A 13,253-nucleotide genomic window follows, 5' to 3' on the forward strand; every position below is an offset into this window, starting at 1 on the left:
CGGAGTGCAAAAAAACGCAGCCTAGGCTGCGTTTTTCAGTATCTGGGGCGGAGTGACCGCGCCGCGGTGAGGAAGTGTGCTACTTGCGCAGCAAAATTTCCTCTACCTGATGGCCGGCACCCTTGGTAAGAATCAGGCTGGCGCGTTCGCGGGTGGGCTGAATGTTTTCACGCAGGTTGCGCTCGTTGATGCGATACCAGATATCCTGCGCGGTTGCGACGCTCTCTTCGTCGGTCATTTGAGCGTACTTGTGGAAGTAGGAATCCGGGTCCGAGAAAACGCTCTGGCGAAGCTTCATGAAGCGATGCACGTACCATTCGCGCAGACGCTCCAGCGGGGCATCGACGTAAATTGAGAAGTCGACGTAGTCCGATACGAAGTTGTGGTGGTGATCCTCAGGGTAATCGTTGGATCCTTGCAGCACGTTAAGCCCTTCAAGAATCACAATATCGGGCTGCTCAATCACCTTGCGTTCGCCTTCGACAATGTCGTACACCAGATGCGAGTAAAGCGGCACTTCGATACGTGGATAGCCCGCTTTCAGGCGCGCAACAAAATCGACCAGCTCGCGCATTTTGTAGGACGACGGAAAGCCCTTTTCCTGCATCAGCCCGCGATCGTTCAGCTCCTGATTGGGCCGCAAGAAGCCATCGGTGGTCACCAGCTCGACGTTACGACGCTCGGGCCAGCGGCTAAGCAGTGCTTGCAGCACCCTGGCGGTGGTGCTTTTGCCAACCGCCACGCTTCCCGCGATGCCAATCACATAAGGGGGGCGCTTTTCATGAATATGCAGGAAGCGATCGAGTACGTTGTCGCGCTGCAGATGAGCATTGAAGTAAAGGTTTAGAAGACGCGTCAGCGGCAGGTAAATGCGCGCTACCTCGTCGATCGACAAGTCTTCGTCGATGCCTTTAAGTGCTTTGACTTCATCGGCGCTTAGCGTCATTGGCACTGCGTTACGCAGCGCGGCCCACTGCTCGCGATCAAAGCGCATGAAAGGGCTGTGGGGAGTGGCTAAGGACTGCATGGGATGTCCAACTCGCTACGGGTCAAATCGTGGTTAGGAAGCCATGCGCGGGGACATTGCGACGCGCTTGATGGGCAAGCTTCTCGAGAAATAGCGCCGTTTGAAAAGCTGCGCGTGAGGCTAGCGCGAGCCGAGGCGTTGGTCTGTCGCTGCACACCCTGTCACAACCTGGATGTGAAGGGAAGCGGGCGAAAGTCTACACCCGCGTCGCTAAACAGTGCAGTCTTGAAATCAACGCATTCGTACTTATTATGAGTAATCATAAGGTATCATCGCGTTTATCAGCGCTACGGAATATCCGCGTGGCTCGCTTTTATACGCAGCTCGGGAGGAACGCCATGCAAATTCTACTTTGGGTCGTTATTGGTGGCCTGGCGGGCTGGATTGCAGGCAAGCTGATTCGTGGCGATAGTTTCGGCCTGCTGGGTAATCTGGTGCTTGGCGTTGCGGGCGGTGCCATCGGCGGACCGCTGTTGGGGCTAGTAGGGCTGAGCAACGATGGCGGCTTTATTGGCTCGTTGGTAACCGCGATTATCGGCGCAGTGATCATGCTGTGGTGCTTCGCGTTCTGCCGCGAGAAATTTGCCTAGTCGTAGCGCCGATTGCCGGCCGTTCCAACAAGTATTAGTCAGCGGGAGCGTCCAGCGCTCCCGCTGTTTGCGTTATCGACCCCCCATCGCTATTGGTGCGTTGCTTGTGGGTGCATGCCACGCTTCATTGACCGCCAGTAAGCAAGTGCTGGCAAGGACAGGTCTTCCATGAGTCACTCCTCACCTTCTCAACAATCTCAGCAGCCAAGCCTTTCCGTTACTTTCGACGTGGAAGGGATGCATTGTGCTTCCTGCGTTAAACGCATTGAGAGCGCGCTTGGTAACGTAGCTGACGTGGAAGAGGTGCGGGCCAATGTTGCCAATGGCCGGGTCAGCGTGTTCAGCCATACGCCTGTCGATAGCCGCAGCCTTAAAACGGCAATCGATGACGCGGGATTTAGCGCCAGCACTGAACGCATCGAGCTGGCTATCGAGGGAATGCACTGTGCATCCTGCGTGTCGCGCGTCGAAAAGGCGCTCGCCAGCCTTCCAGGCGTTATAACCGCGTCCGTTAATCTGGCGACAGAACGCGCTCAGGCAACGGTACTCAGCGGAGCCGTAAGTCGTGCGCAGCTTGCTAGTGCGGTGCGCAAGACCGGCTATCAGGTGGCGGCAGAGGCTCAAGGGCAGGGTAATCAGCGAGAACGCCAGCGTGCTGAGCGCGCCAAGCGACAGCAATGGCTGTTAGTGCTAGCGATAGCGCTTACCGTGCCGCTTTTCATTATCGCCATGAGCGATCACCTGGTGGCACCGTTTCATCACTGGCTGGTTGAGCATGGCGCGGTCTCTATTGTGGATTGGATTCAAGCAGTGTTGGCGACGCTGGTGCTGTTTGTGCCAGGAGCTGCTTTCTTCCGTTCAGGGCTAACCGCATTGCTGCGGCGTACTCCCGACATGAATTCGCTGGTGGCCGTCGGTGCAGGTACCGCATGGCTTTATTCGCTGGTGGTGCTGCTGTTTCCGCAGTGGCTGCCTGCTGCTAGCCGCCATCTGTACTTCGAGCCTGCCGCCATGATTGTGACGCTGGTGATGATCGGCCGCTTCTTTGAAGCGCGGGCCAAAGGTCGCAGCAGCTCCGCCGTGCGTGCGCTGGTGAATATGCAAGTGCCTGAAGCCACCGTGATAAGGGAAGGCGTCGAGCAGACACTGGCAATCGAGCAGATTGCGGTGGGTGATCTGTTAATCGCTCGGCCCGGCGAGCGGATCGCCGTCGATGGCACTGTCGAGCAGGGGGAGTCGTGGGTCGACGAGTCACTGCTGAGCGGCGAGTCAGCACCACAGCACAAGCAGGCAGGCAGCCGTGTGGTTGCGGCGACCATTAATGGTGCCGGTAGCTTTCGCTACCGCGCCACCCAGGTAGGCGACGATACCACGCTGGCGCATATCACCCGTATCGTTGAGCAGGCGCAGGCGGCCAAATTACCGATTCAGTCGCTGGTGGACCGCATTAGCGCGGTATTTGTGCCCGCGGTACTGGTGTTAGCAGTCATAGTGCTGGCAATTTGGTTATTCCTGGGCGCGACGCTATCGATGGCCATCAGCGTGGCGGTGGCGGTAGTGATTATCTCGTGCCCATGCGCAATGGGGTTGGCAACGCCGGTATCGATCATGGTCGCCAGCGGCAGGGCCGCGCGGCTTGGCATTCTGCTGCGTTCCGGTGAGGCATTACAGACTCTCGATGAAGTGAAGGTGGTGGCGCTGGATAAAACCGGCACCTTGACTGAAGGACACCCGTCGCTTAGCGGAATGTTCTGCGCACCCGACGTCGATAAACATCAGCTGTTGGGCCAGATGTCTGCGTTGGAAAAACACTCAGAGCACCCGCTGGCTGAAGCGATTGTGGCGGCGGCCCCTGAGCTGGCAGGCGTTCAGGTAGAACGTGTTCAGGTGCATGCCGGCGAGGGCATTAGCGGTCGGGTTGACGGTCATGCGCTGTCGATAGGCCGCGAGGCCTATATTTCCGCTCGCGCTAGCGGATTGGAGCAATTCGCGTCGCAGACCGAGCAGCAAGCGGGCGGTGGTGCCTCATTGCTGTACGTAGCGCTGGATGAGCAGGTGGTTGCGCTGTTGACCGTCGACGATGCGATCAAAAGCGACAGCCGCGCGACGGTAGCTGCGCTTAAGAAGCGCGGTATTCAGGTAGTGATGATAAGCGGTGATGCACACTCTACCGCGCATCACGTGGCGCGCCAGCTTGGCATTGATGAAATTCAGGCGCCGCTGCTTCCTGCGGAAAAAGCCAGTGCCATTGAGGCCCTGCATGAACGCTATGGTGCGGTGGCCTTTGTGGGCGACGGTATCAACGACGCGCCTGCGCTCGCGGCGGCGGATGTCGGGATAGCAATCGGCAGTGGCGCTGATGTTGCCATCGAAACCGCTGATATTGTGCTGGTGTCCGGCAACACCGAAGGCGTGCAGCGGGCGCTGGCGCTGGGGCACGCAACCCTGGTGAACATTCGCCAGAATTTGGCATGGGCATTTGGCTACAACCTATGCTTGATTCCACTGGCAGCAGGAGTGCTTTATCCCGCTTTCGGGATACTGCTGTCGCCAGTATTCGCTGCCTTGGCAATGACGCTATCGAGCCTTTTTGTCTTGTCCAATGCGCTACGACTACAGCGCTTCCAGCGTTAGCGCGGGGAGCGTGTTGGCTTGCTGTAGTAATTCTTAATGCCAGCGTGCAGCGCTGTATCCTGCCCTGTGCGCTGGTGTTTAGTCGTTAGGGCGGTAACACGGTAACCGACGGTTACCATTTCGACTTGCTTATTGTTGCGTAGATTTATAATGTCGCCTGTCGGTTAATTACGCGCCGCTCAACCGCCTGATTAGATCGGCTAGCTTGTGCTGTGTCGAGAGTGAAGGTTTTGTTCGAGCAGAGTATCGCGGTCATCCCGCACTGCGTTATGTCGAGGAAGTAAAAGGCTCGGCGTTACCAACGTCGTGGAGTAGAGTGTGCGCTTGTGCCATGGGTTCGCGTAGTAGTGAGCCATGTGTGTCGAGTATGCGCTGGAAAGTAAAAGGGCTTGCTGGGTTTTCGATGAATTATCTTCGCCAGTGAGCACTAAAATTAAATTATTCTTAAATAAATGACCGGCAGTCATTTCAAACAAGGGCGTGCAAAGATGCCTCTTGTTCGCGAAATAAACGAGTGCCGGCAGCGGAGTTTTGAATGGCGACACACGCCCATACCAGGGAAGAAGCGGCCGCGCTATCGCGCGCAGCAGGGGCTCGTAACGATGCCCCAGAAGGGCATGGCATCTCCGTTGGCAAGCCGCGGTTTGTTTCGTTGGAATGGATGCGCTTCTTGCTTGGTCTTTATATTGTTGTCTTCCATACCTTGCATCACTATAAAGATAGCGTGCCTTGGGCAGAGTACGTTTCTAACATTGGTTTTTTCTCGACCAGCACCTTTTTCATCTTGTCCGGATTTCTACTCGCCCATGTTTATCTGGATCCCGCACCTCATCACTCGTTCCGATTGCGTGAGTCAAAACTAAGTTTTTTGATCAAGCGCTTCGCTAACCTGTATCCCATCCATATTGGCGCCATCATTATCACGATGGTGGTGATTTTTGCGCTGCAAGCGCTGGTGATATTCCCGGAAGATGCGCACACCACCTCGATTCGCTACGTCATTATCGACTCGAACAATGACACGCCCATCGAACATTTGCGCATGTGGATGAACAACACTCAGCTTGTCTGGGCGACCATCACCAATCTGACTCTGACCCACGCGTGGAACCCGTATTACCTGACCTTTAACGCGCCGTCATGGTCGATTTCCGCGCTGTTCTTCTTTTATCTACTCTTTCCGTTTATTGCACCGGCGCTGCGCTCGGCCAAAGCGCCGATGAAAGCGCTCGCCATCATTAACATCTGCTATCTGATACCGGTGGTGCTGATTGTGCTGTTTACCCAGCACGGCGCGCCGGAAACCGGCATCCTGCACCGCAACCCGATTGTGCGCTTGCCTGAATTCATGGCGGGCATCGTGCTGTGTGGCGTGTATCACCGCTGGGCAGCGGCAGGCGGAAGACCGACCACAAAGCTGGTGCTGACGTTAATCGCACTGATTGTCGCTGAGCTTGCGATGGCCGAATACCTGATGTCGTTTGGCTATCACGGCGTGTGGTACTACCTGCTGCACGACGGCCTGCTGATGCCTGCCGAACTGGCGCTGTTGTTCCTGTGCGCCATCGTGCCTTACGATCCTTCGCCCAAATGGCGCAAGATTGCGGGGTATCTGGGCGGAGCTTCACTGCCCATGTTCGCGCTGCATGTGCCGCTTTACCTGATTTTCTCACGCGTAGAAGGCGTGCTCTCGGGACAGCCTGGGTTATGTGTAAGCGGCCAGTGGCGAGCCTGCTTCGACGCGGCGCAGCAGCCTTCCATCTACTTCTATCCGCTGTTCCTGCTGCTTACCGTGATGTTCTGCGTACTGTTCCAGCAGCAATTTGTGGTGAGGGTACGACGCTTCTTGATTGCTCACCTTACGCCGGCATCGGTAGCGACTAATAACAAGTCCGCTGCGAAGTCGTCATGACGGTGGAGAGGAAGTGCCGGCGTGGCTAAGGCGTTCCCCCATGATGCGGGCACGGAAGACAGCGCTACCGGTGCGTCTGGTGCTCAATCGCCAGCGATAGATCCCGATTCGCTGGCGTGGCAACTGCTGGTAGCAGCGGAGCTGTGTCTGGTTACCGCTAATCAACAACGTCGCGAGGCGTTGTGTCATCTTGACCGGCTACTGGACCAGGCTCGGCATAATCAACAGCTTTCCTGCGACGAAGTGGCGTTGTGGCAGCGGGTGGCGCAGGGCGAGCAGCTACCGGCGGTGGCGTTATGGGGCGGTCAGGCGCAATTGCCGTGGCGGTTGCGTGCAGGCATGGCACCGCTGACGACCACGCCCGGCGAACTACCGGAGCAGCGCTCGAGTATCCGCCAGCAGCTTGCACGCCAATGGGAGATAGACGATCGCCATTCGCTTATCGAGACGCTGCTGTGGCTCTCGGCTCAGGGGGATCGCTATAGCTGGGACATCGATGCGCGCGAACTCGAGCAATTGACCGCTGAGGATCGGCTAACCTGGCGCACGCGCAGGCTGATAGAAGAGCAGGCCAAAGGTATTGCAGCGGATCCGACCGAGACGCGCCGCACCGCGCTGTTGGTTGATTGGGTTGAAAGCCATCAGCCGCTGGAGTGGGCGGCGTGGGATTGGCTACGGCTGGCCGAACTTGCCTGCCAAGGAACGCGCTGCGGTTGGCTAAGTGAGGAAGAAGGGCGGCTATTCACCGTTCATGCGGTGCAGTTGATGCAGCAGCGCTATGACAGTTGGGAGGCGCTGGTCGCCGCCTATCAGCGCGGGCGCTGCCTGCTGCTGGGCCCGCCCGATGAAGCCGAACAAGAGCGTTGGCAGTTATTGCTGACCGCACGCGTGAGCCCCTGGCAAATGCCACTCGCTGAGTTGATTGATGAGCGCGATCGTCACGCTGCGCGTACCTTCATGCTGCAATTGCGCGGTCAGGCCTGGCAATTTGCCATGGCACTGGCCGCGATACGTGATCCAGGACTGGTCGCGCGCTGCGGTGCCCGCGGCGAGCGTTCACCCGAGCGTAGCGATGAAGCACGCCGCTATCTCGAAGAAATGCTCGAGTGGCGCCCGGAAGACGATGACCTGTGCCTCACTCGCTGCTGGCAGCCCGCGTTGGTGCACTGCCTTAATCAATGTGCCGCCGATGCCGTGCGCGGCGTCATGCCGCTGTGCACGACACCTTTTGGCAGCGCTGAGCCGCAAGAGATTGAGGAGCGTAACGCACTGGCAGCCTGTGCCTCCCATTCGGCGACCATTCATATGGCTGAGAAGTATGCCTTCCATCTGATCATGGCGTGGGATGCTAAAGCGCTCGACAGCGCACGCTTCGTGGCGCTGACAGAGGCGTTGCGCGCTACGCTGTGCTGTTTCTATGTCTCGGATCAACAGCTTCTTGATGCATGGCTCAGTTGGGAAACGGCGCTTTCCAGTACCACACAAGCATCGCTGGCGGCTGAGCTTGAGTGGCATCTTAACGACCCCGGCTCGGTACTCAAGTGGATGTCGTGGCAGGGGCGTGGCGCCTTCAGCGAGCCTGGCGAGCGTCCTTCGCTAAAGCAATTTACCGCGCTCGCGCTGATCGGCCCGCTGAATGCGGCGCAGTGGACGCTACCGGTGAAGGCTGGCAAGCGCGCGACAGCGACCCTGATTGAGTGGCTTGATAGTCACTACGGTATTGCCCAACCTGAAGCGCTGGTCGCTTTTCTCGACTTCCTGGCAGAGTCAGGCGACCGGCAGGAGTACCAGATCAACTACGCGCCTTACACGCTCAACCCTGTGCGTCTTGAGAGCGAGATAGCGATTCTGGAAAGTGCAGCGCGCAGCGAAAACGAGCAAGTGCATTTGGAGCGTTTGCGTCGTGTGATGGCTAACACTGAAGGCTGCAACGACTACGACCTCGCGGCCTGGGATATCGCGCAGTTGGTTGATCTCGCGTCGGCGGGCGTTAGCGTCGGCTGGTTAACACCTGACCAGCTTTCGCACTACCTGAAGCTTGCCGAAGGGCTTGCTTCACGCCACTACAGCGGTTGGCAGGAGTACGCGCATGGGTTGCTGGCGGGAGTGAGCTTTTTCATGGCCGGGGATAGCGAGCAGCAGGGTGTTGTTACCGAGATGAAACAAGCGCTGGTCGCATGGCTGTCGGGAGCGCCGCCGTTGTCGGGCAGTTGGAGCTGTTTGACGTTTCCGGGACAATCCGACGATCGATGGCCGTCGATGCACATCGACACCTTAGGTGGCGATCGATATACGCTCCACTAACGCAAACCAATGGGCGATAGCAGTGATTTCGCCGGGTTTTTACATTATTAAGCGTTAAATAATGCAAATACTGTGCAAAATAGGGAAACTATTGCATTAGAGTAGCATTCAGTTTGACCACATGGCTTCAATGGGTAATATTCTTTTCAGGTTAGGCGGCAACTGTCTTTCTACAGCGCACATGCCTCGCCACATCGCCACCCAACAAGCTTCGCCATAATAATCAGGAATCGCCCAATGCGCCGATTGACAGGCTGCTGCTGCGTGCTGTTATTGCTCTCGGGATGCGCCTCCCAGCAAACCAGCACTCGCGACACTGCAACCTACACACCCCACATTGATACGAGTTCTGCCCTGATTGTCGCCAAGATGGCCGCTAGTCAGCCTGTATCTTCCGTTAATGCTCAACAAATTGCTCGCTCATCCGAGTTCACCGAGCCCACGATTGCAACGCCTGCGGCGGTGCGCAAAGTGCTGATGAAGCAGTACGCTCAGTGGCAGGGCACGCGCTATCGGCTCGGCGGTGTTAGCCACCGTGGCATCGACTGTTCCGCGCTGATGCAGCATATCTTCCGCGATGGCTTCGACCACGATCTGCCGCGCACCACGGCATCGCAAGTGCTGGAAGGTGATCGCGTGTTGAAATCGCATCTACGGCCGGGTGATCTGGTGTTCTTCCGCCCGTATCGCGGTGATCGCCACGTGGGTGTTTACGTGGGCAACGGCTCCTTCATGCATGCGTCCACTTCCCGGGGCGTAATGATCTCGCGACTGGATAACGTCTATTGGGCGCGCCATTACTGGACAGCGCGACGTGCGCTGGATGACTCGCAACTCGCCGCGGTGCTGGGCGAACATGCAAGCGAGGGTAAAAGCCGCGGCTACATGAACTCCGCCGACTACTAAGGCAGCCGACTGGTTCTGTCTGCGCTTTATCAGCTTCAGGATGAATGACAAACACCCACCCTTACACGGTGGGTGTTTGCGTTTGGGTGTGTCTCTGGGCGCTAATTGGATGGCGACTATCAAGGGCGCAGTGGGGGCACACTACATTCGAGCTTAAAGGTGCTAACGGCACCTTTGCTGTTGGCTTACTTCGCTATGTGTACTCGGGTATTAAGCCAAAAAAAACCGGCGACGCTTATTGCGTCGCCGGTTGGCGTTGGGGCGAGCGCTTGATTAGTGCTCGTGGCCGCCTTCACCGTGAACATGGCCATGCTCGAGTTCTTCGTTGCTGGCTTCGCGAACGTTTTCAATCGCTACGTCGAAGTTGAGCGGCTGACCAGCAAGGGGATGGTTTCCATCAACGGTAACGGTGTCGCCTTCCACCTTAGTGACGGTGACTAGCAGCGGGCCGCCTTGGGTTTGCGCCTGAAACTGCATGCCGGCCTCGATGCTTTCAACGCCCTGGAAAGAAGCGCGCGGTACTTCCTGTACCAGCTGCGGCTGAACTTCACCGTAGCCTTCGCCTGGCTCGACGCGTACCTGGAGTTTTTCACCAGCTTCACGCCCTTCCAGCTGGCGCTCAAGGCCGGGGATGATGTTGCCTTTGCCTTGAAGATAGCTGAGCGGCTCGCGGCCTTCAGAGCTGTCGAGTACTTCACCTTCGTCGTTGGTCAAGGTGTAGTGAAACGACACGACTGAGTTAGGAGCGATCTGCATAGTAGATAACCTGTTTACTTGAAGTTGATCAATTCACCCTGGATAAACGCCGTTAAGGTGGCGCTTGTCAGCGGTGGGCGAGCGCTTTATTGCGCATCTGATAATAAGGGTGGGCACGCTACCGGTTGTTTTCAAGGTCGCGACCCAATTCTTTTTATCGATCTGTGCGAGAGCCCCCGCACAGCGCGAAGGGAACACGAAAAATTACCTCGCGCATCGAGATATGGCAGAATTACCTGCAATCACTGCTAAGCCGTTTGTCAACGCGGAGGCTTCGTTTGGAATTCTCGCTGATCACTGTTACTCCCTTTGCTCAGAACTGCACGCTGCTGGTGTGCCCCGACACCCGTCGAGCGGTGCTGGTCGACCCAGGCGGCGAGCCCGAGCGCCTCAAGACGGCCTGCGACGACGCCAATGTGAAGGTAGAAAAAATCCTGCTAACGCATGGTCATCTCGATCACGTCGGTGCCGCAGGAGACATGCAGCGCTATCTGGGCGTCGATATTGTTGGTCCTCATCGTGACGACCAGTTTTTGATCGAGATGGCACCAGAGTTTGCTCGCGCTTATGGCTTTGCGCCGCCACAATCCTTCACGCCCAGCAGCTGGCTTGAAGAAGGCGATGTCGTCACGTTTGGCAACCAGCGCCTGGATGTGCTGCATTGTCCTGGCCACGCGCCCGGCCACGTGGTGTTTGTTAATCATGCACAGAAGATTATCCAAATGGGTGATGTGCTGTTTAAAGGCTCGATAGGGCGCACGGATTTACCGGGCGGCGACATGCCCACTCTGATACAGTCAATTCGTACTAAACTGTGGCCGTTGGGGGATGACTATCAGTTTATTCCCGGCCATGGCCCGCTTTCGACCCTTGGGGATGAGCGGCGCAGCAATCCCTTTGTGGGAGAACAACGCTAGGCGATCGAGCGTGTTAGATGTGCAGCCGGTGCGACACGCATGACACGCATTGGCTTGCTTTGGTATAACTATAGGCAGTAAACAGTGGACGCTTTGAGGGAGACATAGCGATGTGGACGTTGATTTGGATTGTAGTATTTCTGGTCGTAGCGGGTTTCGGCTACAAAAGCTGGGATGGCTCCTTTGGCGAGCAAGTGAAGAAATATGTTCCTGAACCCATTAAGCCGGATGAAACTACGGCAGCCACCGATCGCTACTTGTGGCCTATTGTGGCGGGTATTCTGGTTGCCACGTTGGTTATCCACCCGATCTCTACCATTATTACCCTGGTACTGATCGCCGTTATCGCCTTCCTGGTGAAGTGGCTGCTGGGTGTGGTGCTGAGCAAGCTTCACTAAGCGTTTAAGCTCAGACGCAAAAGAGCCCCGAGGAACAACGCTTCCTCGGGGCTTTTTATTTGCCAGGCATTCATGGCAGCGATTTGAGAATTGGCGTTAAGCCTGTGTTGCTACTGAAGGCGGAGCGAACACCGCACGACCTGGCGCTGGTTCTTGACCATCAATGGTCGTGCCGGTGGCGCTGCTTTTATCAGTGGATGGAAGGGTGCTGATCAGCCAAATCCGCGCGAATCTTCTGTAGCTCGGCAATCTGACCATCGACATCACGAATGCGTTCTTCGATATCCCGGTGATGATCAGCCAGTAGCTCCTTCGCTTCCTCGCGGTCCGATGCAGCAGGCTTGGAGCCTTGCAGAGGCTTACGCGAGCTTTCCGCTGTGACCAGAATCACCGCCATACCCAACACAGCCACCACCATCATGTAGTAAGCGGGCATCATGTCGGAACCGGTCAGATCGATCAGGCCAGTGGAGACCAGCGGAGTGGTACCGCCAAATAGCGAGGTCGAGAAGTTCAGCGCAATGGCAATGGCGCCATAGCGAATGCTGGTCGAGAACAATGCCGGCAAGGTAGACGGCATGGCGCCCATAAAGCAGTTCTGGAAAACACCCAGCAGCAACAGCCCAAGGAATACCAACGCCAGACTATCGGAATGCAGCAGCCAAAACGCCGGAATCGAGAACACCAGAAACCCGAGACAGCCGGTAAAGATAACCGGACGGCGTCCCCACTTGTCGCTCGCCATGCCGGCAAACGGCTGGATAACCATCATGATGACCATCAGCGCAATCAGCAGGTAGTTGCCCATGTCGGCGGAGTGGCCGAGCTCCGAGGAGAGGTAGGTAGGCATGTAGGAGAGCACCATGTAGGTGCCCACCATGTACACGATCACCAAGCCAATGCACAGCAGCATGGGGCGCCAGTGACCAGAGACCATGGTTACCAACTCACGGGCGGCTGATTCTTCTACCTCAGCGTTTTTCTTGTGCTCTTCGAAGGCAGGCGTTTCTTCGAGCTTCATGCGCATGTAGAGGCCGATAATGCCGAGCGGTCCTGCCACGAAGAAAGGTACGCGCCAGCCCCAGTCGAGCAAAGCTTCGTCGCTTAGACTGGAAGTAAGCACCGCGGCCAGCAGTGCGGCAATCACGTAGCCGAACAGCGTGCCGAACTCGAGCCAGCTGCTTAAAAAACCACGAATGCGGTCGGGCGCATGCTCACCCAAGTAGGTCATTGCACCGCCAAATTCGCCGCCGGTCGAGAAGCCCTGCACCAGACGCAGCACCAGCAAGAGTATCGGCGCCCATACGCCAATGCTGCTATAGCTGGGAATCAGGCCGATACAGAAGGTACTGCAGGCCATCATGATCATGGTAAAGGCGAGCACTTTCTGACGGCCCAGCTTGTCACCCAACGGTCCCAAAATCAGCCCGCCAATTGGCCGCACCAAAAAGGCAGCGGCAAAGGCGCCAAAAGAGGCCATTAGCTGGACTGTCGGGTTGCCACCTGGGAAGAACACCCGTCCTATAATGGCGGCCAAATAGGCGTAAACGCCAAAATCGAACCATTCCATCGCGTTGCCGAGAGCGGTGGCGGCGATGGTGCGTTTAAGTGACTTTGTTTCTATTAGCGTTACGTCGTCGACTGTGAGTGCGCGTTTTTGACGAGTAGCGCTATTGGGGGAGGCACTGGCCATGTTGTTATCCTTCGAGGTCCAATTGCGTTGCGATCTAACGTTATTAATAGGTTGCGTATAACCGCTGAATCCTAGCACAAAGCATTAAGAATAAGTTATAGACCAATGCGTTATCG

The 13,253-nt window shown here is 56.9% G+C and carries 10 protein-coding genes; 7 read left to right on the forward strand and 3 right to left on the reverse strand.

What is annotated here, in order from left to right:
* Nucleotides 1-79 precede the first annotated feature (79 nt).
* The gene (coaA, locus tag R84865_RS11110; protein WP_435632380.1) at nucleotides 80-1,027 is read right to left on the reverse strand and encodes a type I pantothenate kinase; all 948 of its coding nucleotides are present in this window, start codon (nucleotides 1,025-1,027) and stop codon (nucleotides 80-82) included.
* Nucleotides 1,028-1,365: 338 nt separating this feature from the next.
* Between coaA and R84865_RS11115 the strand changes: the two genes are divergently transcribed.
* The 5 genes from R84865_RS11115 to R84865_RS11135 all read left to right on the forward strand — a co-directional run bounded on the left by R84865_RS11115 (nucleotide 1,366) and on the right by R84865_RS11135 (nucleotide 9,373).
* On the forward strand, nucleotides 1,366-1,617 hold the full coding sequence (locus R84865_RS11115; RefSeq protein ID WP_435632381.1) for a GlsB/YeaQ/YmgE family stress response membrane protein: 252 nt from the start codon (nucleotides 1,366-1,368) through the stop codon (nucleotides 1,615-1,617).
* Nucleotides 1,618-1,785: 168 nt separating this feature from the next.
* The gene (locus R84865_RS11120; protein WP_435639700.1) at nucleotides 1,786-4,251 is read left to right on the forward strand and encodes a heavy metal translocating P-type ATPase; all 2,466 of its coding nucleotides are present in this window, start codon (nucleotides 1,786-1,788) and stop codon (nucleotides 4,249-4,251) included.
* A 535-nt stretch (nucleotides 4,252-4,786) separates the two neighbouring features.
* Nucleotides 4,787-6,163 (forward strand): acyltransferase family protein, encoded by a 1,377-nt coding sequence (locus R84865_RS11125; protein WP_435637698.1) that lies wholly within the window; start codon nucleotides 4,787-4,789, stop codon nucleotides 6,161-6,163.
* A gap of 21 nt (nucleotides 6,164-6,184) precedes the next feature.
* Nucleotides 6,185-8,467, forward strand: a complete 2,283-nt coding sequence (locus R84865_RS11130) for a DUF1266 domain-containing protein (protein ID WP_435639701.1) — start codon at nucleotides 6,185-6,187, stop codon at nucleotides 8,465-8,467.
* A 237-nt stretch (nucleotides 8,468-8,704) separates the two neighbouring features.
* Nucleotides 8,705-9,373: an NlpC/P60 family protein gene (locus R84865_RS11135; RefSeq protein WP_435632385.1), complete on the forward strand. Its 669-nt coding sequence runs from the start codon at nucleotides 8,705-8,707 to the stop codon at nucleotides 9,371-9,373.
* A 273-nt stretch (nucleotides 9,374-9,646) separates the two neighbouring features.
* On the opposite strand, the gene R84865_RS11140 is transcribed toward R84865_RS11135, so the two are convergent.
* Complete coding sequence (locus R84865_RS11140; RefSeq protein WP_435632386.1) at nucleotides 9,647-10,129, reverse strand: FKBP-type peptidyl-prolyl cis-trans isomerase; 483 nt, start codon at nucleotides 10,127-10,129, stop codon at nucleotides 9,647-9,649.
* Between the two features lie 278 nt (nucleotides 10,130-10,407).
* Here R84865_RS11140 and R84865_RS11145 point away from each other — a divergent pair, with 278 nt between their 5' ends.
* Together R84865_RS11145 and R84865_RS11150 are read left to right on the forward strand one after the other, a co-directional pair.
* Complete coding sequence (locus R84865_RS11145; RefSeq protein ID WP_435639702.1) at nucleotides 10,408-11,046, forward strand: MBL fold metallo-hydrolase; 639 nt, start codon at nucleotides 10,408-10,410, stop codon at nucleotides 11,044-11,046.
* 110 nt (nucleotides 11,047-11,156) lie between these two features.
* Entirely contained in the window at nucleotides 11,157-11,444 is a 288-nt protein-coding gene (locus tag R84865_RS11150) for a hypothetical protein (protein ID WP_435632388.1), read from the forward strand.
* Nucleotides 11,445-11,634: 190 nt separating this feature from the next.
* Here R84865_RS11150 and proP read toward each other — a convergent pair whose 3' ends face one another.
* Nucleotides 11,635-13,137, reverse strand: a complete 1,503-nt coding sequence (gene proP, locus R84865_RS11155; protein WP_435632389.1) for a glycine betaine/L-proline transporter ProP — start codon at nucleotides 13,135-13,137, stop codon at nucleotides 11,635-11,637.
* Between the last annotated feature and the right edge of the window lie 116 nt (nucleotides 13,138-13,253).

Origin of the sequence: Carnimonas bestiolae, assembly GCF_051251145.1 — a bacterium.
GTDB lineage: Bacteria > Pseudomonadota > Gammaproteobacteria > Pseudomonadales > Halomonadaceae > Carnimonas > Carnimonas bestiolae.